Consider the following 22,036-nt stretch of genomic DNA (forward strand, 5'->3'; position numbering starts at 1 on the left):
TATGAAAAAAGAGAAATCAAAAAAACCAGATCAGGTCGTTTATAATGAAGAGACAAAAAAATATGATGCCTCTTTAAAACCGTATGCGACAAATTTAGGGGCACCTGCTATTGTGATGGAAGATCTTTCGAGTTGGAAAAAAACAAGTGTCACAAAGGCGAACCATCATTTTAAAACAAAGTTTGAAGCGATTAAAAAAGAATATGATGAAATGCTGGAAGCTTTTGAATACAATAATCTAATTTATCGGGCAACCTACAGCTTTGAGCCCATTCTTGGTCAGGTTTATCATTTATATCGAGATAAAAATGAACTTCTATTTTTATCTATTATTTCTCCTTTAGAGTGTTCGTGGGATTTTGTAGGGAGTTTTAGATTGAATAGTGATAAATTATGGGAGAAGGTGTATTAAAATTTACTCTAAATTAAACTTAAAATGTTACCTACACCTACTAAGTTTTTTATATTTGTCTTCGCACTACAAATCTTTTCAGTACGTGTAAAAATCAACTAATTAATGAAAGAATTACTCTCGAAGTACGAAAACAAGGAACCTGAAATAGTTTTTCACTGGAATGATCCCGAAACTGAAGCCGAAGGCTGGACCGTAATTAATTCACTACGTGGCGGTGCTGCGGGTGGAGGAACACGTATGCGGATTGGACTTAATGAAAATGAAGTGTTATCTCTGGCAAAAACCATGGAAGTGAAGTTTACAGTCTCTGGTCCTGCCATTGGAGGTGCTAAATCTGGAATTAATTTTGACCCACACGACCCTCGTAAAAAAGGGGTATTAGAGCGTTGGTATAAAGCAGTTTCACCTCTTTTAAAAGCTTATTATGGCACAGGAGGTGATCTCAATGTAGATGAAATCCATGAAGTAATTCCAATAACCGAAGAAAGCGGGGTGTGGCATCCACAGGAAGGTGTTTTTAACGGACACTTCACACCTACTGAAGCAGATAAGATTAATCGTATTGGGCAATTACGTCAGGGAGTTATTAAAGTGCTTGAAAATGCTACCTATTCGCCAGATGTAAACAGAAAATATACAGTGGCAGATATGATTACAGGCTATGGAGTTGCGGAAGCTGCACGTCATTTTTATGATATTTATGGCGGCAGTATCAAAGGAAAAAAGGTAGTAGTTCAAGGCTTCGGAAACGTAGGTGCTGCTGCTGCTTTTTACTTTGCACAAATGGAAGCAAAAGTAGTGGGGATCATCGATAGAGTAGGAGGCGTAATTAACAAGGATGGATTTTCTTTTGACTACATTAAAAACCTATACTTAACCAAGGATGGAAACACCTTAGTGGCAGAAGATATGATCCCTTTTGACGAGATCAATAATAAAATATGGGAACTGGATTGTGAAGTATTTGCACCATGCGCTGCTTCACGCCTAATCACTAAAGAGCAGATCTCATCTATGATGAATACAGGTTTAGAGGTGATAAGCTGTGGTGCTAACGTGCCTTTTGCAGATAAAGAAATCTTCTTTGGACCCATTATGGAATATACAGATGAACGTGTAAGTTTAATTCCCGATTTTATAAGTAACTGCGGAATGGCACGTGTGTTTGCTTATTTTATGGAACGTAAAGTTCAGATGACAGATGAAGCTATTTTTAATGACACTTCAATGACCATTAAAAATGCCATTCAAAATACGTTTGATAATAATAGTACCAAAACAAATATTAGTAAAACAGCTTTTGAAATTGCCTTAAAACAATTAGTATAAAAAACATAAATTAACCTCATTGCTATGGAATCGATTATCATATTAATTTTTATCATCGGGTATTTATCAATTACCTTAGAACACCCTCTTAAGTTAGACAAAACGGTGCCAGCACTTATCATGGCAGCACTTATTTGGGCGGTATTGGCAGTTGGATTCCATGCAGGTTGGTTTGATGTGATTGATACGCACGAAAGAGCCTTTAACTTTTTGAGCGGAGGCGAAGCGGCCGAAGAAGGCTTTGAAAATACACTCTTACATCATTTAGGCAAAACAGCAGAGATACTTATCTTCTTAATCGGTGCCATGACTATTGTAGAAATTATTGATTTGCATCGTGGTTTTGAAATTTTAAAAGGGGCTGTTAGAACGAAGAGTAAGAAAAAACTACTTTGGATTATCGGTATTCTCGCTTTTATATTATCAGCAATTATCGATAACCTAACAGCAACCATTGTACTGGTAACCTTGCTACGTAAATTAATTACAGTAAGAGAAGAACGTCTTTGGTACGCTGCAATGGTTGTTATTGCAGCCAATGCTGGAGGTGCTTGGTCTCCAATTGGAGATGTAACTACTACCATGCTTTGGATAGCTGATAATGTAACTGCTGCTGGATTGATAGAATATGTAGTCATTCCATCGATTGTATGTTTTGTAATACCCTTTATTATTGCTACGTATTTACCTGCCTTTAGAGGAGAAATAGAAGTTGATACGACCGAAGATGTAGTTGCCGAACGTTTATTGAGCAGTAAAACTATGTTATTCTTAGGGTTAGGAATGATCGTTTCAGTACCCATCTTTAAAACAGTAACACACTTACCTCCGTATATCGGAATGATGCTGGCGCTAGGAGTTGTATGGTTGGTTTCAGAATATATTCATCCTGAAGAAGATTTCAGTAAAGAACGAAGACATTTGTATTCTGCTCATAAAGCCTTATCACGTATTGAAATTTCTAGTATTCTTTTCTTCCTCGGGATCTTAATGGCAGTAGGAGGATTAGAAAGTTTAGTCTTTGGTGTTGCCGAAAATGGGGATCCAGTAGGAACATTAAGATACCTCGCTGAAGTGCTTCAGGAAGCAATTCCTAATCAAGATGTTGTGGTGATCCTATTGGGTGTGTTGTCTGCAATCATTGACAATGTACCATTAGTAGCTGCCTCAATGGGAATGTACGACTCACCAACCGATTCGGTATTGTGGCATTTTATTGCTTACTCTGCCGGAACTGGTGGAAGTATGTTAATCATTGGTTCTGCAGCAGGGGTTGCAGCCATGGGAATGGAGCGTATCGATTTTATCTGGTACTTAAAGAAAATAACCTGGCTAGCATTTATAGGATTTATAGCCGGGGCAGGAGTCTTCTTGCTAATTGAAAGAGTTATTTTCCAACATACCTAACAATTTCTTATTACAATCGCCGTTAACAACTAAAACCAGATACATATATGCTTACCCTTTTAATTCAGGATGGTGCAGAAGAGATTGTACAAAATCTTGACGATGAACCTGTAGAAAAAACACTTTCTGTAATGGAACTCTTGATGAGTGGCGGACTTGCTGCTCAAATAATAATCGGAGTGTTATTTGTTTTACTTTTTGTAGCTGTCTATATTTATTTTGAACGTCTATTTGCTGTTAAGGCAGCTTCAAAAATGGACAGTAATTTTATGAATCAGATTCGAGATAATGTTGCTTCTGGAAATGTACAGGCAGCAAAAGTGTTATGTGCGCAACAAAATTCTCCAGTATCACGCCTTACCGAAAAAGGAATCTCCCGAATTGGGAGTCCTTTAGAAGATATTAATACTGCCATAGAAAATGCAGGAAGACTGGAAGTCTATAAACTCGAAAAAAACGTAAGTGTATTGGCAACTATTGCAGGTGCAGCTCCTATGATTGGTTTCTTAGGTACGGTAATAGGAATGGTTTTGGCATTTCACCAGTTGGCTACCAGCAGTGGGCAGGCAGAAATGGGAACTCTTGCCGAAGGTATCTACACAGCCATGACGACTACAGTTGCAGGTCTTATCGTTGGTATTATTGCATATATGGGGTACAACCATATTGTAGTTAAAACCGATAAAGTAGTGCATCAAATGGAAGCTACGGCAGTAGACTTTTTAGACATTTTAAACGAGCCTGCTTAATGAATTTAAGAGGACGAAATAAAGTAAGTGCAGAATTCAGTATGAGTTCAATGACAGACATTGTGTTTCTGTTATTGGTATTCTTTCTGTTAACCTCACCTGCCATTACACCCGATGCTTTGGACCTTATTTTGCCAAAAGCAAAAGGAAAAAGCACCAATACGCAAAAAGCTTCCGTAAGCATAACAAAAGACGGAGCGTATTATGTAAACAAAGAACGGGTAAGTGAATACGGAGTTGAGAAGGAATTAAAAAGTATTCTCGCTGGACAGGAAGAACCAACCATTATTTTACGAGCCGAAGAAGGTGTGCCTATCGAAGATGCTGTATTTGTAATGGATATCGCCAATAAAAATAACTTTAAAGTAGTGTTGGCCGTACGTCCTAATTAGTTGTTGGGCGTTCCCAAGACGGTCATTACATTTAGTCTTGGTCAGGCTTTCGCTGCTACACGCTTGCCCGCCGAAGCGAGCGAAGGCGGGGTAGCATAGCTCAATCCTTAACGCAGATACATGAAAGACTTTGGCATATTTTTAGTTTCAGAAAATAAAAAGATACAATGAGCCTGTTAGACACAGAACATAAAAAAAAGAGCATGACGATCACAGTGGTATTACACGTGATCATCCTCATTTTATTGTTTTATATAGGCTTTACCTATCTGGATCCGCCACCCGAAAACGGCATTGCAGTCAACTTCGGAACTACTGAAACAGGGAGTGGAAACATTCAGCCGCTCGAAAAAATTAAATCAGCACCCAAACAGGAAACACCGCCACCCGTTGAACAACCCAAATCTGAAATTAAAGAAGAGGTTGTGACACAGGATATGGAAGATGCTCCCATATTAAAAAAAGAAGAAACTAAAAAAGAACAGGTCACTCCACCTAAAAAAGTGGAGCCAAAAAAACCTGTTAAAAAACCAGATCCCACACCCGATAAATCGACTAGTGATGCGCTGTCGAGTTTGATCAACGGCCCAAAAAGTGACGGAACTTCAAAAGGTAGTGAAGGAAACGACAAGACAGGAGGAGACAAAGGAGATCCTAATGGAGACCCCAATGCAAACAGTTACTACGGTACTGGAAAAGGATTGGATGGAGACGGAAATTATTTATTGGGAGGACGTAAGGCTTTAAACAAAGAAAAGTTTTTGCAAGATTGTAATGAAGCTGGGATTGTTGTTGTTAGTATTGAAGTAGACCGTAATGGAAGTGTAATTAAAGCGACCCCAGGTGTCCGTGGTACAACAAATAACTCCCGCTGTTTACTGGAACCTGCAAAGAGAGCAGCCATGGCTACCCGATTTAATAGCGACTCAAAAGCTCCTGCTAAACAAATAGGAAAAATTATCTATAAGTTTAGCCTTTCAGAATAAATTTTATTTTTTTTTCTTACATTACAGGCTAAGATAGTAGCCTTGATCCCCAACCTTTTTAAATATCTGGCAATTTTAGCAGGACTAACGTCTGTCTCAGTTTCTATGATCTATGGAAATGAGGACACACTTTTTATTAAACCCATATTTCACCTATTCTTATTTCTGTTTTTTATAACAACAACAAAGAAAATGAATTGGTTGCTGTTACTTTTTTTGTGTAGTGCATTAACAGGGGAGGCATTCATGTCCCAAGGTTTTGAAGAAAATTATGCAGCAGTGATGGTGCTTTTTGCTTTGGTTTTTTTTACAGGTTCATTGTTGTTGGCTCCAGTAATGATGCGTACAAAATCAACTATTCAACTTAAAGAAATAATTACGCCTATTATCTTTATGATAGGGGTGATTTATATTATTACTTCCATATTTGCAAGTGTTCTAGAATATATACCAGATCTGGTGTTTTATGTGCTGTCTATTTTAATGTTTTTATTATTTGTATTTATGTGCTTCTACATCGCATTTATAAATAAACATCCTAAAAATATCTATGTGTTTATTGTAGGCATTGGATATACCCTTGTTTGTAGTGGGGCAGTACTTTATGAGATGTTTTACCCTTCGGTTATTCTTATCGGGGCTGTAAATTTATTTGAAATTATTGCTCAGTTTTATTTTGTACTTTACATTACTCATATAGCAGAAATTGCTAAAGAGAAAAAATGGTTTATCTAATTTCTTAGCTATTACATATCCTGAAACAATTGCGTGGCTTTTTGAGCAATTACCTATGTATCAACGTGTGGGTAACATTGCCTATAAAGCCGATCTAAATAACACATTACAACTTTCGGCATATTTACAACACCCTGAAAAGGCTTTTAAAAGTATTCATGTTGCTGGAACCAATGGAAAGGGGTCTACCTCTCATATGTTAGCTTCTATCTTACAAGAAGCCGGCTATAAGGTTGGTTTGTATACTTCGCCCCATCTAAAGGATTTTAGAGAGCGTATCAAAATTAACGGAGCAGTGATTCCGAAGCGAACGGTAAGCTCGTTTGTAGCCAAACACAAATCATTTTTTGAGGAAAATCAGCTGTCCTTTTTCGAAATGACCGTAGGTTTGGCGTTTGAGTATTTCAGAAAAGAAAACGTCGATATTGCTGTTATAGAAGTAGGAATGGGAGGTAGGCTGGATAGCACTAATATTATTACACCCGAAGTTTCAGTTATTACAAACATTGGATATGACCACACGCAGTTCTTAGGTGAAACCATTTCAGAAATAGCTTCGGAAAAAGCAGGAATTATAAAAGAAGGAATTCCTGTAGTCATCGGAGAATTTCAGGAAGAAACATTTCAAGTATTTTCAGAAATTTCAGAAAAAAGAAAGGCTCCTTTGCATACAGCCTTTGATTTTGATACTGTTGCATTAGCTTCAGATCTAAAAGGTAACTATCAGAAGCACAATATAAAAACAGTTCAGAAAACCATTTGGGTTTTGCAAAATTTGGGGTATGCGATTGGCATTCAGCATTTAGGGAAAGGATTACAAAATGTGGTAAAAAATACAGGTTTGATGGGCAGGTATCAAACACTTCAAAAAAAACCTAAAGTGATTTGTGACACAGCACATAATGCCGAAGGGTTACTATATGTGATGGAACAACTTCAAAAAGAAAACGTTGACAAGTTACACATCGTTCTGGGGGTGGTAAGTGATAAAAATTTGGATGCTGTCTTGCCATTATTTCCAAAGAATGCATCCTATTATTTTTGTAAACCGAATGTTCCAAGGGGAATGGAGGTGATAAAATTGGTTGAAAAGGCAACCAAATATAACCTTGATGGGAAATCTTACAGTTCTGTAAATGAAGCCTATCAAAGTGCATTAGAAAAAGCTAAGGATGACGATCTAATTTTTGTAGGTGGCAGTACGTTTGTGGTTTCCGAAGTGGTTTAGGGATCAAGCTCCATTTCTTCATAAAACAACATAACCACATCTAGCGATGTGGCTTGTGTATTTAATCGTGGGCCATGTTGGATTCGAACCAACGACTTCCACGTTGTCGACGTGACACTCTAAACCAACTGAGTTAATGGCCCCTTTAGAAATGGTATAAAAAAAGCTTCCATTTCTGGAAGCTTTGTGGGCGCGAAGGGATTCGAACCCCTGACCCCTTGGGTGTAAACCAAGTGCTCTGAACCAACTGAGCTACGCGCCCTAACAGTTGCGGGTGCAAATATAAGTTAGTTTTTAATTCCCACAAACATTCTGAATAAAAATTTCAATGAAAATTACTGTTTTAATAGTATATCTGGGTATTGAATGATATAGCTAGCATTTGCTTCTATATTTTCAAAATGGACTACGGTTCCATTGCTCCATTTAACTGTTGCGTCGGTTTGTGAATCAGATCCGAGTCCGAAGTGTTGTTGTTTTGGGTGCACCGAAAGATAGCCAGTGGTACTGTGGATTTCCCTCCAGATATTTTTAAAGTTTTCACTGGATAGAAGGATTGTAGAGCCTATAGCATCTCTATTAATATTTTGATCTGGTGCGCCTACAAGTTTTATTTTAATCCAGTGGTTGTTGTTTTCTGTAAGATTTTCATACAATACTGCTTTTTCATGGTAATTATTTAGAATGATATCGAGATCACCATCGTTATCAATATCGAAGTAACTGGCACTTCTTGAATTACTGTTAAGGTCGGTTCCTAATTCTTTGGCTTTGTTCAAAAGTTGACCGTTTTCATTTACAAAAAATACATTTCGTTCTTTATTACTTTGTGCATATTCTATATTATTTGCATTTGCAGTATTATTTTCAAAATAGAATGGATTTTCAGAAGAATACACACTAAAATCATTCATTCCATTCAAGCAATACAGGTCTTCGTCTCCGTCATTGTCAAAATCAAAAAAATCGGCATCCCATGACCAGCCTGTGGCATCATACCCACGACCTATTTGTTGTGATATTGAATACGCTTTCAAAGTAGCATTTTCAGTAGTAGAAATAAATAAATCATTCGCTTCAACGGTTCGGATATTGGCCATTTTCTTTGGATCAAATTTCATGGTTGTTTCTTCGGAAGGCAACACGTACTTTTCATCTTTTTGCATGACGACAATGTTCGATATATAAAAATCTGGAAATTGATCACGATTTAAGTCTGTAATGCCTACGTTCATGGTATAAGAAGGTTTATCTGTGCCTAACTTTTTCCCTGCTTCGGTAAAGGTTCCGTCACCGGTATTCAAATAATATTTATTGATTCCAAAATCGTTGCCCTCAATGATATCCTGCCAACCATCCTGATTGATATCTGCGTGTCCTAAAGCTTGTGTCCAGCCATTATTCCCTTTGGAATTATCTGTAAACATAACTTCTTGAAAATTGAAATTGCCCATATTTTTAAAGAGACGATTGGGTGATCCGTTTTGATTGTCCCTACTTAATGTGGGCAAATCTCCTTTTACATAGTTGCCAAAATACCCAATCATGATATCTAGAAGACCGTCATTGTCGTAATCTAATGCAGTGGCGGGACCTGCAACCAGATCTTTTCCTCCTAAATTTGAAGTAGCAGTAACATCTTTAAATGTAGTACCAGGTGTGTTTTGATACATTCGGTGTAGGTCATTTACATAGGTTATAAATATATCCTGAAGGCCGTCATTATTAAAATCGGCGATAATAGGTTGTCTGGGCTCTCCGTACGACTGTAATGAGTCGTTCCAGATATTGAGATTGCTTTCTTGAGTAACATCTGTAAAAGTTTTATCTCCATTGCCAAAATATAGTTTGTTGCCAAATCCGCCAAGAAGTAGTATATCCATTATTCCATCATTATTGATGTCCTCACAAGCTACCCCAGAACCTCCAAATGCAGGAGGAATTGCTAGTTTTATGGTGCCTTCTTCATGGGCAGTGGTATAGCTTCGAATATGGCGATTAAGCCAATCTGAAGATTTGTGTTCAAAATCTATTAAAGCCGTATTTGTAATTTCTATAAACGGAGTCATTAGAGTACTTGTTTTTGCTGAAGCGATTGTAGTTGTATCTGTTTCTACTGCATCAAAATTATAAGTTGAAATAAGATCTTGTATTTTCTGAAGTCCTTGCGTAAGGCTTTGATTACTGAGGGTAATTTCATTTTGACTTTTGGAGATTGTTCCGGCAACCCTAAGTGCTAGAACGCCTAGTTGTGCAATACCTTCTACTATAATTTCAGCGGCATTAGGGTCAAGATCAGCTACGTTTTCGGCATTTAAATCATCAAGGGCATATCCTAAAATTCTCCAATGAAATCCGCTATCTCTAAAAGAGTCCAAATCATACGACTCCAATGTTATATTTTCTGAAAGTTGATTAGGAAAAAAAGTAACATCTTCAAAAGAATTTGTGATACTAGGCAAAAACCTTTTTAAGGAAGCTTCCACGTCTTCAGGACGAATGATTGGGTGATTTTTAGTTTCTGAAACAGCAGTAGCATCTATGAGTAATCCTTTTGCAAATTGGATTAGGGATTCCAAATAATATGCTCTTAACTCCTCTGAAACTTTTTGGTCTGTTGGCCATTTCTGTTTTGCAAAATAGACTTGAATATTCCGAAGAAAAAGCGCTTCATTTACGTTATTATAATTTTTATAAGAGGCTAATTTTTGAGAAATGATTGACTTTATAAGCGAATTATTAGTTTTTGGTTTATTGCTTTCAGATAACGTAGGATAGGAAATAGTTGCGGGAGTTTCACTATTTTGAGATTCCTGAAGTATGAGTACCCAGCTGTTAATGAGTTGCGCTTCTGAAATTGTTTTGTCATTTGACTTTCTGGCTTTTAGATCTGCAACTTTTAAAACCACTAACGTCATTAGGTTGACATAGTCATTTACAATTTGTAAGGCTTCAGGAGCTAATGATAAGGTTTCTTTTTCAGGAATATAAAATAAATCCTGTTCGACTGAAAGTATAGAGCGATACCCATAAGAAACCGAACTATATTGATCATAATCTATTTTTTTAATGAGTACATTACCAGTGGTGAGATAATAGGTGTAGTTGCCATTACTATTAGTTTCAATTCTGGAAATTTTATCAATTAGTGAAGTAACTATTTCTGAAGATATTTTAGTTTGTTGTTTTTTTCTTGCTAACTCACTACCCTTTTCTTTAAAGTAAAAAACTATTTTTTTCTGAATGTCAATTTTTGCATTCCGAGCATTTTCAGTCAATGGGGTACCATACATAAAATCCTCAAGCCGGTTTGCTGTTGCATAACACTTGGCATCTTTGTCTTTTTCGAGTTCGTAAATTTTATCGATAATTTCAGAAATGGCATCGTTTGTTTGAGCAAATGATATTGTTGAAAACCCTAAGAGTATGATGCTGTAGAAAAGATGTTTCAAAATCTGGTTAATTTTTCTGAAAGATATATAAATAAATTTTTAATACCATTTTTAAATAGATATTAGGTTTTTTGGTATTTCATCGAATATTTTGGGTCTTTAACTAATAATGAATTGGCATAATAAATTTTGCAGTACATTTAATAAATAACCAAATAATAAAACATCATGAAAAAAATTACACAAATTCTCATTTTTTGTTTTTCCTTTTTAGCACTATATAGTTATGGACAACGAGGAAATACTTTTACTCAAATACAAAATAGCAATGCGTATAGAAGTATAGTGACCGATTTGGATATACAGCCAGAAGATCAAGTTATTGCAGACGATTTAATTGTTGATGGGAGTATTTGTGCAGGTTTTGACTGTGTCGATGGAGAGAACTTTGGTTTTGATACTTTTAGAATAAAAGAAAATAATCTACGCATCCATTTTGATGATACAAGTAATTCTGCATCTTTTCCAAACAACGATTGGCGGATATCTATAAATGATACGAGTAATGGGGGTGCAAATTATTTTGCCATAGATGATGCCACAGCAGGAACTAATCCCTTTAGGATAGAAGCTAGTGCTCCATCAAATTCTTTGTATGTAGATGATAGTGGTAGAGTGGGTTTTGGTACTGATGCGCCCGTAGTAGAAATGCATTCTAGAAATGGAGACTCACCAACGCTTCGGCTTGATCAAGATGGTTCAAGTGGATTTACACCTCAAGTTTGGGATGTTGCAGGAAATGAAACAAACTTTTTTGTACGGGATGCAACAAATGGTAGTACATTACCTTTTAAAATAATCCCAAATTCTTCGGAGAATGCGTTAGTTATTCGCGGGGATGCAATTGGTATTGGGGGAGCTAGTAATGCTGTAAATGCGAATGCTTCAATTGACCTTAAGTCAACTGCAAAAGGGTTATTGTTAAATAGAATGACAACAACAGATAGAACAGCATTAGCAAATGTAGAAGGAATGATTGTATACGATACTGACCTTAATCAATTATTTTCAAATGATGGCACACAATGGCAAAGTGGGGGAGTCGATACAGATGATCAAGGAGTCGATGTCTTTCAGTTAAATGCAAGTAACGAATTAGAATTGTCTTTAGATAATGATGGTGTAGCTACACAAACGGTAGATTTAAGTTCTTTTTTAGACAATACCGATGATCAGGGGGCTGATGTGTTTCAGTTAAATGCCAGCAATCAACTGGAACTATCCTTAGAAGATGATGGTGTAGCAACACAAACGGTTGATCTGAGTTCTTTTTTAGATAATACAGATGATCAAAATATTAGTGGATCGGGTCTTTCGGGCACTACGTTAACTATTGGTATTGAGGGAGGAACTAGTCAGACGGTCGATTTATCGTCGTTAGACGACAGTGGAACCGATGATCAAGCGCTTAGCTTGTCGGGCAATACATTGACTCTTGAAGATGGGGGTTCTGTAAGTCTTTCTTCTTATCTAGACAATACCGACGATCAAAACATTTCTGGATCGGGTCTTTCTGGCACTACGCTAACTATTGGTATTGAGGGTGGAACAAGTGAGACAGTAGATTTATCGTCATTAGTCGACAGTGGAACCGATGATCAAGCGCTTAGCTTGTCGGGCAATACATTGACTCTTGAAGATGGGGGTTCTGTAAACCTTTCTTCTTATCTAGACAATACCGACGATCAGAATATTTCTGGATCGGGTCTTTCGGGTACTACACTAACAATTGGTATTGAAGGGGGTGCCAGCCAGACGGTAGATTTATCATCCTTAAACAATAGCGGAACAGACGACCAGGTGCTGAGCTTATCAGGAAACACGCTAACACTTGAAGATGGCGGAACTGTTGATTTATCAATGTATTTAGATAATACCGATAACCAAATGTTAGCTAACTTTATTTTAACGGGAGATATTTTAGGAATAACTCTTCAAAATGGGGGAACAGCTCAGGTAGATATAGGACCTCTTGTCGATCCTTTGAGAGATGAACTTGAAACTGCTCAAAGTCAACTAGCGGCACTTTCTGCTCAAATGAACGATGTATTAGCGCGACTTGAAGCTATAGAGGACTGTGCATGTGATGGTACGTTGGGGGTTACAGATTTTAATGTGCAGCCAGATCAGCCAGTTTTATTACAAAACATTCCGAATCCTTTTGACAACTCTACAACTATTGGATACTTTATTCCATTTAGATACGAAAGCGCAAATATTATTGTGAGTGCTACCTCGGGAAGGCTTCTTGAGAATTATAAAATTGACAGAATGGGAGAAGGTGAGATTATTGTAGATAAAGAAAGAATGCAAGCTGCTGTTTATTTTTATACACTATATGTTGACGGAAAACGAATCGATACAAAAAGAATGGTGGTAGAATAAAAAAGCTACACCCTGTTATAAACAATACTAGGCCTTCTTATAATCTAAGAAGGCCTTTGTTATAATAAGTCTAAAATTCGTTCCAATGCCATTCCTCTCGAAGCTTTAATTAATAGAGTATTTTCTGAAAGTGTTTCATTTTTGAAAACGTGTTTAAAATCTTCAAATGTTTTGAATTTTTGAATGAAAGGAGCTTGAGTTTTTGTATTAAAAAAATGATCACCTATGAGATAAGCTTTTCTGAAGTTATTTTCAGAAAGAAACCTAACAATAGCTTCATGCTCTTGAGCCACTGTAGTTCCAACCTCAAACATATCGCCAAGAAATAAAACCTTGTTCTGACCAGAGGCTTGCTTAAAATTTTCTAAAGCTGCCATCATGCTTGTTGGATTGGCATTGTAAGCATCCAGAATAATGGTATGTTTTCCTTTTTTAATCAGTTGAGATCGATTGTTAGTAGGAACATAATTTTCTATTGCCTTTTTAATTTTTTCTGAAGGGACTTTAAAGTAGGATCCCATAGCAATTGCAGCAGCAATGTTATGGAAGTTGTAAAGACCTATAAGATTACTTTGAATGGTTTGTCCATCATATTCGACTTTTACCATTTCTGAAGCATCTTTTAATTGAATGTAACAATCGTGCAAATCTGTACCAAAAGTATAACGCTTCAACTTTGCTGAAACTTCTATTTGCTTGGGGTCATTGCCATTTACAAAAGCTAACTTATGATGATCGTTTAAATGCTTGTACAACTCTGATTTGCCTTTAATCACTCCTTCAAGGCTTCCGAACCCTTCCAGATGTGCTTTTCCAAAATTGGTAATGTATCCGTAGTCTGGCATAGCTATTTCACACAAGGTTTCGATTTCTTTTAAATGATTGGCACCCATTTCTACAATACCTATTTCAGTTTCCGAAGTCATTGACAACAAGGTAAGTGGCACTCCAATATGATTGTTAAGGTTTCCAAGGGTGGCTGTAGTTTTAAAATGTTGAGATAAAACTGCGTTGATCAGTTCTTTTGTGGTCGTTTTTCCATTGCTGCCCGTAAGTGCGATGATGGGAATTCCTAACACGGTGCGATGGTATTTTGCTAATTTTTGCAAAAGCGAAAGACTATCGTCACATAGAATAGTCTCTCCTGTGTTGCGATGAAATTTGATATTGTCAATTACTACTTTAGAAGCTCCTTTTTCAAGGGCTTGTTCGGTAAAGCTGTTACCATCAAACGAATCACCTTTTAAGGCAAAAAAAAGGCAATTAGAGGTTATTTTTCTAGTGTCGGTGCAGATTCCTGAGCTATTTATAAAATGCTCGTATAAGGTTTCTATTTTCACAAGTAGGAATGGTTTTTTTGTACATTAAAGATACAAAAAAACCTTCCGAAGCATACACTAAGGAAGGTTTTTAAATAGTTTAATAAATTTAGTTTCTAGGTCTTTTACCTTTTTTAGATTTTGACCCTACACGTGACATTGCGCATCTAAATCCTATATAATCTGTTGCCATATCTTGAGGGAAGAAACGTCTTTGGGCTGGATCTAACCAGTAGTCTCTGTCTCTCCATGAACCTCCTTTGTACACACGAACTTCATTGTCAATTAAGGTTGTTCTCTTATTAGATGTATCAAAATTTCTGTCTAGACCTCCAGTACTATCTGCAGATACTCTATGCCTAGGTGAATTGTACATTCTTTTACCATCTGCTGGATCTCTTTCGTCTCCTTCACCTAAGTCATCGCCACTTCCAAACGATTGGTAATAGCGAGTAGAACGCTTGTCTCCATCTCTATAATCACGGTTATCACTTTCTGAAAACTGTGTTCTTAAATACGTTTCTTTTTCGTCTACAGGAACCTGTAATATCTCACCAGGAAGATTTCTCGCAACAATTTTTCCGTTGCTAAGCGTATCGTAAACAATAGAGTCTGAGGTAACTATTTTAACTTGTCCGTCTTTACCAATTGCATTTTTAGTATATACATTTCCTCTATAGTAGTTAAAATCATTAAACTCGTCATCTACAATAGGTCTGTATACATCGGCAACCCATTCGGCTACATTACCAGCCATATCATATAAACCATAGTCATTCGGTTCATACGACTTTATTTCGGCTGTGATGTCTGCTCCATCATCACTCCATCCAGCAATACCACCATAATCACCATCCCCTTGCTTAAAGTTGGCTAATTGGTCACCACGGCTTCTTCTATCTCCAGAACGAGTATATTGACCGTCCCATGGGTATTTCTTTCTACCGCGTATTACATTATAACTACGAAGACCTACAAGTCCAAGTGCAGCATATTCCCACTCAGCTTCGGTAGGTAGTCTGTATGATGGTAATAATAAACCGTCTTTTCTTTGAACATATAAATTGGTACTATCTTCGTTTCGTTTAAGTAATGATTGTGATGTTTTTCCACCTCTAGTAATAGAGTCTTTTCCTCCATACGTTAAAGTTGGAGCGTTAAGATAGGTATCTGTGCTAAACGTTTCGCCAGCTTCTACTTCATAACGTGCTCCTCTAGTAGTAAACCCTTCTTCTTCAAGAATAAATTCATTAACACGGTCTGATCTCCAGTTGCTGAATTCAACTGCTTGGATCCAGCTAACCCCTACAACAGGATAATTTGCATAGGCGGGATGACGAAGGTAGTTTTCTGTCATTGTTTCATTAAAACCAAGACGGTTTCTCCAAACAAGCGTGTCTGGTAAGGCACCTTCATAAATATTTCTATAATTGTCATTACTAGGAGGGAAAACCTCCTTTATCCAGTCTAGATATTCCATGTACATAAGGTTTGTCACCTCAGTTTCATCCATATAAAATGATTGTACGTGCTGTTGGTTTGGTGTGTTATTCCAATCGTGCATTGGGTCATCCTGTACTCTACCCATGGTAAAGGTTCCTCCTTCAATAAATACCAAGCCAGGACCTGTTTCTTGTTCTTTAGCCTTTGGATTGTATTGAAAACCACCTTCTTTGGCATTCATTTTCCAACCTGTCGCTCTAGAGCTGTCTTTATAGTCTCGCGTATTGTTACAACTAATTAAAAACGTGGAAGCAACTACAAAAGTTAGCAGTCGCATTGTTAGGGTTTTTGTTAAGTTCATAGATTCAATTATGAAAAAATTGGGTTCGCAATATAGTAATTAACGACAAAAATTCAATAATATTTTACTTTTTAATAGTATGTTAGGATTTATACCCTTTTACTACCAAACGTTTGACTAACGTTGTATTTTTGCGTTTAGTACAAATTAACAATGATTATTTAAAGTTTAATTACTCAGGATACTAAGTATATATTTGCTGCGTTTATGCTAATAATGAAAAAAACAATACTATATTTTCTCTTTCTAGTAGTGCCGTGTCTTTTAATGGCGCAATCTAAGAATATTTCTATAGACTGGAGTTCATTTTCTGAAAGCTCTTCCTTTCAGAAGCAAAAAACTACCTTAACAAAACAACAACAGAAAGAAAGGGCTATCAACTCTATAAACTTAATGATTGATGACGAGCGGATTAAGTTTGCAACGCAATGGAAAGACAATATCTTTGCAGAACCTAATTCTCTTGAAGTTTCCAATATTAGATATAGTACATTATCTTCTTCTGAAATATCTAAAATTAACACAAGCTTAGTTCCAGAAACTTTTACCGCAACAATAAAGAGTACGAAAGCACGAGATATTATTTATACGATGATAGAGGCGACTCCTATCATAAAAGCAAACGGTGTGTACAAAAGGGTGCTTTCTTTTAATGTTGTCTATAATCAGTTGCAAAATCGCCCTGTATTTAAGCAGCCTATTACAAATTCTGTTTTAGCGACTCATAATTTTTTTAAATTCAGAATTGATAAAACGGGAGTGCATCGTATTACAAAAGATTTTTTGGAAGATCTTGGAATGAACACAAACAATATCAATCCAGAAAATTTAAAAGTATATGGGCATGGAGGGAAACCCTTACCGCTCTTAAACTCATTAAATACCCAATTTGATTTGCCCGAAACACCTATAAAAATTGTTGGTGGAGAAGATGGTTCTTTTGATAGTGGAGATTTTATAGTGTTCTTTGGTACCAGTACCGAAGGTTATGATGCTGAAAATGATTCTTTTTTAAATCCTTACAGTGATGAGTCCTATTATTATGTGACAGCAGATGGAGGGCCAGGACTTCGTGTTCAACCAATGATAGAACCTTCAGGCAATGCTAATAGAACTTTTACAAGTTTCCATGACACTCAATTTCATGAGGTGGATGAAGAAAGTCCGTCACGACTGGGTAGAAGGTGGTTTGGGAATCGATTTGATATAGAGAATGAACAAAGCTATACATTTGAGTTTCCAAATATTGTAGCTGGTGAGAATATAACGTATCGAATTAAGGTTATTGGTGTTTCAGAAACATCAACGTCGATGGCGTTAGCAATTAATGGGACATCGTTAAACCCAGTAACTTTTACTCCAGTAAGTTCGTCAACGCTTATTAGAGGAAATCAATTTTTTGGACAAATTCCAGCGGCTGGTGAAACAATAAATATTGATTTGAATTACAGTAATGCTGGGAACCCGCAAAGTAATGCCTACATAGATTATATCAGAGTAACTGCACAGCGTGCATTGCAAGGTACTAAAGGACAGTTATTATTCTTGAATGAGGATGCAGCTATTTTTAGTGGAATTGTTGAGTATCAGATTTCTAATGCTGCTCAGTTTACGGAAGTTTGGGATGTAACAGACCCATTTGCAATTACATCAAAACTAAATGAAAATCAAACTGGAATATTTACATTCAAAGCAACCCTAGGAACAGAGCGTACTTATGTAGCAGTCAATCCTGAAGATTACTTTGCTCCAATTGAGATTGCAGCGTCACGGGTGGTAAATCAAAATTTAAAAGGCACTATATTTAATGATAGTTCAGGTAATTTTCAGGATATTGATTACCTAATTATTGCGCCCCCTTTTCTCCTTCAACCTGCATTACGTTTGGCGAATCATCATAGAAACCTAAGCGGACTAAGAGTGAAAGTAGTAACCACCGATAAGATATATGAAGAATTTAGTTCTGGGAAATTAGATATTTCAGGAATTAGAAACTTTGTAAAATATGTTTATGATAATGCATCTTCTTCAGAAAACAGAATAAAATATCTATGTCTCTTTGGAGATACGACTGTAGATTACAGAGATCGACTCTCGAACAATAATAATGCCGTCCCAATTTTTCATACCCTATCAAGTCAAAGTACGGTAAGTTCATTTATGAGCGATGATTTCTTCGGAAACATGGACGATTCAGAAGGAACAATGGATGGAGCCGATAAGCTTGATATCGCTGTAGGAAGAATATTGGCAGATAATGTACAGTTAGGAAATGACCTTGTCAATAAAATTATAAATTATGGAGCAGAAGAAGCCTACGGGAATTGGCGAAATAACTTTGTGTTAATTTCAGATGATGTAGATGAAGAATATGAATATTTGGATTTAGAGGTTACTCTTGATGCCATAGGTGACCAGATAGAAGCAGAAAAGCCTTTTATCAATGTTAAAAAAATACATACCGATGCTTTTCAGCAGGAAACTTCGGCTGGTGGAGATAGATATCCTACGGTTAATGAGCGTATTAAAGATGTAATTGATGTGGGGGCTCTCATCATTACCTATTTTGGCCACGGAGGAGAAGATGGCGTTGCAAAAGAGTTTATTTTTACGAAAGATGATGGGCAAAACCTGCAAAATTCAAAAAGACTTCCATTACTTGTCACCGTTACATGTGAATATACCAAATTTGATAATCCGAGTCGAATTACTGCTGGGGAATTAATATATTGGAACAGAGAAGGTGGGGTTATTTCATTAATTACTACCACAAGGTCAATTACTGTGACACTAGGAGTTCAATTCAATCAAGTATTAGCGCCAGAACTTTTTGGATATGGAACCACAAACTACAATACAGCAGCAGAAGCATTACGTGTTTCAAAAAATAACATTACTGATGTCTTGCGACGTGTCGTGTTTTATGTGGGAGATCCTGCCATGCAGCTAGCATTTCCACAGCCGCAGGTTAGACTCACAACGCTAAATGGACAACCTATAGCAGGCGCTACAGATGTTTTGCAGGCACTTAGTAGAGTAACGTTGGGAGGAGAAGTGCTTGATGCTAATGGTAATTTACAATCGAACTACAATGGTGTTTTGGAAGCAAAAATCTTTGATAAAAAAGTAGATCGTCAAACTTTGGGAAATGATGGAGTAAGAGGTGATGATGGACAGCTTTTAATACTAAACTTTCAAACACTTGGGGAAGGAATATTTAACGGTCAAGCGTCTGTTACAAATGGGTTGTTTGAGTTTGAATTTGTAGTGCCTCGTGATATTCAAATCCCATTGGGAAATGGTAGAGCAAGTTTATATACCAAAAAAGAAGGTGCGTTAGAAGATCAAACAGGGGTCAATTTCGATTTGCGTATCGGTGGGCTTAATGAAAACGCTCCAGAAGACAATCAAGGCCCAGAAATTCAGTTGTTCATGAATGATGAAAGTTTTACTTCTGGAGGTATCACAGATGATTCTCCCATACTTATCGCGAAACTTCAAGATGAAAATGGCTTAAATACAGCTAGTGGTATTGGGCATGATATGATCGCTATTCTTGATGGCGATGAGGCAAATCCTTTTGTAGTGAATGAATATTATCAAGGAGACGTAGATGATTTTACGAAAGGAACCATGAACTTCAAATTTCGAGACCTTGAAGAAGGTCTTCATACACTCACCTTTAAAGCTTGGGATGTATATAACAATTCTTCTACGGCAGAACTACAATTTGTTGTAGCTGGAGATGACGAATTAAAAATTACTAGAGTGCTCAATTATCCAAATCCATTTGTCGATTATACTGAGTTCTGGTTTAACCATAACAGGCCTTTAGAGCCCTTGGAAGTGCAAGTACAAGTCTTTACTGTAACCGGAAAAGTGGTCTGGACTAAAAATCAAATTATTACCAATGAAGGGTTTTTGTCACGCGACATTGTGTGGGATGGAAGAGACGATTTTGGTGATAAAATAGGAAAAGGTGTCTATGTGTATAAGATTACGGTTAAATCTTCGTTAACCAATAAGCGGGTTGAAAAATTTGAAAAACTCGTCATCCTTTAAAAATATAAAATTATATTTGTCAAAATTTTAACCTCATGAAGAAGATTTTTATCTTAATTATTAGTAGTGTTTTTTCTTATAATGCTGTTGCACAAGAAGGTAATGCAGATAATAGAGTAATTACAACGGGTGTTCCTTTTGTATTTATCGCTGCAGATGCACGTTCTGCGGGTATGGGAGATATAGGTGTTGCAAGTTCTGCCGATGCATTTTCACAGCAATGGAATCCTGCAAAATATGCTTTCGCAATATCAAAACAAGGTATTGGGGTGACGTATACTCCATACTTAAGTCAGTTGGTAAACGATATTTTCTTAGGTAACCTAACCTATTATAACCGTATTGACGAGCGTAGTGCTTTTGGGGCGAGTTTACGATATTTTAGCTTAGGTGATATTGAATTAAGAGATACTGCAGAGCAGGAGCCTTTACTTCAAAGCCCAAATGAATTAACTTTTGATGCATCTTACGCACTTCGTTTAGGAGATCGTTTTTCTATGGCGATCACAGGACGTTATTTGCGTTCAGATCTTAAAATACAGGCATCTAATGAAGACGCTTCGGCAGCAAGCACCTTTGCGGTAGACATTTCTGGATATTACCAGAGTGAGGAAATTCCTTTTGATGATTTCGACGGAAGATGGAGAGGTGGCTTTAACATCTCTAACATTGGACCCAAATTTAAATATGACGAATCTGGACAGGAAAATAACCTACCTACCAATTTAGGTCTTGGAGGTGGTTTTGATTTTATACTTGATCAGTATAATAAAGTAGGTGTTACAGCAGAATTTAATAAGCTATTAGTGCCAACACCAAGAGATTTTGACGGGGATGGCGATATTGACCAAGAAGATAACGAAGAATATCAGGATATTAGTTTCTTTTCGGGAATTTTCCAATCTTTTGGAGATGCGCCAGATGGTTTCAGTGAAGAAATAAAAGAGGTAACCTGGGCGCTTGGTTTAGAATATTGGTATCAAGATGTGTTTGCCTTAAGAACTGGATACTTTAATGAAAGTGAAGAAAAAGGATCAAGAAAATTTCTTTCCTTAGGAGCTGGATTTAAATATACAGCCATTAATATTGATATTTCATACCTGTTCTCAACTTCTAGAGTGCGTAGCCCATTAGAAGGTACGCTTCGTTTCGGACTTACATTTAACTTTGGAGACGAGTACAGCGAATACTAAACTTTTGAAAAAACTTACCATTGAAACCGTTTTAGAAGTTTTTGACTCTGTTTCAGAACTTCCTCAAAACATTCAGACATTAATGCATAAGGCGCAGCAAGCTCGTGAAAAGGCTTATGCGCCTTATTCACGCTTTAAAGTAGGAGCCGCACTTCAACTTGAAAATGGAGAAATAGTATTGGGAAATAATCAGGAAAACGCTGCATTTCCTTCTGGTCTATGTGCAGAGCGTACGGCAGTTTTTTATGCTGGTGCAACCTATCCTGGTGTCACTATTTCAAATATAGCATTAACCGTGCGATCTCTTACGCATATCGTCGATACTCCAACACCACCATGTGGCGCTTGCAGGCAAGCATTAGCAGAATATGAAGTAAACCAAAAATCTCCTATGACTATTTACTTTATGGGAGAAACAGGGAAGATCGTAAAGGCAGCTTCAGTAAAGGATTTATTGCCGCTTATTTTTGACAGTACGTTTCTTCATGAATAAAATTTTTAGCCTTCACAAAAAGCTGAAAAATTCTTCTTTCTAAATAAAAGTTCTATTCTTTCATAGAATTTTTTAATATGTTATTTT

15 protein-coding genes and 2 tRNA genes are annotated in these 22,036 nt (G+C 36.8%); 12 read left to right on the plus strand and 5 right to left on the minus strand.

All coding sequences use genetic code 11. The features are described from left to right. Position 1: 1 nt before the first annotated feature. The 8 genes from ACFQO1_RS02745 (at position 2) to ACFQO1_RS02780 (ending at position 7,241) form a co-directional block, all read left to right on the plus strand. Complete coding sequence (locus ACFQO1_RS02745) at positions 2-412, plus strand: DUF2452 domain-containing protein (RefSeq protein WP_380216441.1); 411 nt, start codon at positions 2-4, stop codon at positions 410-412. A gap of 105 nt (positions 413-517) precedes the next feature. Then, the gene (locus ACFQO1_RS02750; protein ID WP_380216442.1) at positions 518-1,744 is read left to right on the plus strand and encodes a Glu/Leu/Phe/Val dehydrogenase dimerization domain-containing protein; all 1,227 of its coding nucleotides are present in this window, start codon (positions 518-520) and stop codon (positions 1,742-1,744) included. Between the two features lie 24 nt (positions 1,745-1,768). Further along, positions 1,769-3,151, plus strand: a complete 1,383-nt coding sequence (nhaD, locus tag ACFQO1_RS02755) for a sodium:proton antiporter NhaD (protein ID WP_380216443.1) — start codon at positions 1,769-1,771, stop codon at positions 3,149-3,151. Positions 3,152-3,198: 47 nt separating this feature from the next. Continuing rightward, positions 3,199-3,900 (plus strand): MotA/TolQ/ExbB proton channel family protein, encoded by a 702-nt coding sequence (locus tag ACFQO1_RS02760; RefSeq protein WP_380216444.1) that lies wholly within the window; start codon positions 3,199-3,201, stop codon positions 3,898-3,900. Next, positions 3,900-4,292, plus strand: coding sequence for an ExbD/TolR family protein (locus ACFQO1_RS02765; protein WP_380216445.1), 393 nt, complete (start codon positions 3,900-3,902; stop codon positions 4,290-4,292). Before ACFQO1_RS02760 ends, ACFQO1_RS02765 begins: the two co-directional genes overlap by 1 nt. A 167-nt stretch (positions 4,293-4,459) precedes the next feature. Then, positions 4,460-5,278 (plus strand): energy transducer TonB, encoded by an 819-nt coding sequence (locus ACFQO1_RS02770; protein ID WP_380216446.1) that lies wholly within the window; start codon positions 4,460-4,462, stop codon positions 5,276-5,278. A gap of 246 nt (positions 5,279-5,524) precedes the next feature. Beyond that, positions 5,525-6,013 (plus strand): hypothetical protein, encoded by a 489-nt coding sequence (locus tag ACFQO1_RS02775; RefSeq protein WP_380216447.1) that lies wholly within the window; start codon positions 5,525-5,527, stop codon positions 6,011-6,013. Between the two features lie 10 nt (positions 6,014-6,023). After that, positions 6,024-7,241, plus strand: coding sequence for a bifunctional folylpolyglutamate synthase/dihydrofolate synthase (locus ACFQO1_RS02780; protein WP_380216799.1), 1,218 nt, complete (start codon positions 6,024-6,026; stop codon positions 7,239-7,241). Positions 7,242-7,309: 68 nt separating this feature from the next. Here the strand turns inward: ACFQO1_RS02780 and ACFQO1_RS02785 are convergent. From ACFQO1_RS02785 to ACFQO1_RS02795, 3 genes are all read right to left on the minus strand, one after another. Continuing rightward, positions 7,310-7,384, minus strand: a tRNA-Val gene (locus ACFQO1_RS02785). A 44-nt stretch (positions 7,385-7,428) separates the two neighbouring features. Continuing rightward, a tRNA-Val gene (locus ACFQO1_RS02790) sits at positions 7,429-7,503 on the minus strand. A gap of 73 nt (positions 7,504-7,576) precedes the next feature. Continuing rightward, complete coding sequence (locus ACFQO1_RS02795) at positions 7,577-10,693, minus strand: CRTAC1 family protein (protein WP_380216448.1); 3,117 nt, start codon at positions 10,691-10,693, stop codon at positions 7,577-7,579. A gap of 168 nt (positions 10,694-10,861) precedes the next feature. Here ACFQO1_RS02795 and ACFQO1_RS02800 point away from each other — a divergent pair, with 168 nt between their 5' ends. After that, entirely contained in the window at positions 10,862-13,078 is a 2,217-nt protein-coding gene (locus tag ACFQO1_RS02800; protein ID WP_380216449.1) for an autotransporter outer membrane beta-barrel domain-containing protein, read from the plus strand. A gap of 59 nt (positions 13,079-13,137) precedes the next feature. Here ACFQO1_RS02800 and ACFQO1_RS02805 read toward each other — a convergent pair whose 3' ends face one another. Then, a complete protein-coding gene (locus tag ACFQO1_RS02805; protein ID WP_380216450.1) occupies positions 13,138-14,418 on the minus strand; it encodes a UDP-N-acetylmuramoyl-tripeptide--D-alanyl-D-alanine ligase in 1,281 nt (426 codons plus the stop codon). An 88-nt stretch (positions 14,419-14,506) separates the two neighbouring features. Continuing rightward, a complete protein-coding gene (gldJ, locus tag ACFQO1_RS02810; RefSeq protein WP_380216451.1) occupies positions 14,507-16,177 on the minus strand; it encodes a gliding motility lipoprotein GldJ in 1,671 nt (556 codons plus the stop codon). Positions 16,178-16,417: 240 nt separating this feature from the next. Between gldJ and porU the strand changes: the two genes are divergently transcribed. From porU to cdd, 3 genes are read left to right on the plus strand one after another with little or no spacing between them, the layout of a single operon-like run. Beyond that, complete coding sequence (porU, locus tag ACFQO1_RS02815) at positions 16,418-20,263, plus strand: type IX secretion system sortase PorU (protein WP_380216452.1); 3,846 nt, start codon at positions 16,418-16,420, stop codon at positions 20,261-20,263. A gap of 35 nt (positions 20,264-20,298) precedes the next feature. Then, positions 20,299-21,456: a type IX secretion system outer membrane channel protein PorV gene (gene porV / locus ACFQO1_RS02820; RefSeq protein ID WP_380216453.1), complete on the plus strand. Its 1,158-nt coding sequence runs from the start codon at positions 20,299-20,301 to the stop codon at positions 21,454-21,456. A gap of 4 nt (positions 21,457-21,460) precedes the next feature. Next, positions 21,461-21,949, plus strand: a complete 489-nt coding sequence (gene cdd / locus ACFQO1_RS02825) for a cytidine deaminase (RefSeq protein ID WP_380216454.1) — start codon at positions 21,461-21,463, stop codon at positions 21,947-21,949. Positions 21,950-22,036 lie beyond the last annotated feature (87 nt).

Source organism: Jejudonia soesokkakensis (genome assembly GCF_042664795.1).
Lineage (GTDB): Bacteria > Bacteroidota > Bacteroidia > Flavobacteriales > Flavobacteriaceae > Jejudonia > Jejudonia soesokkakensis.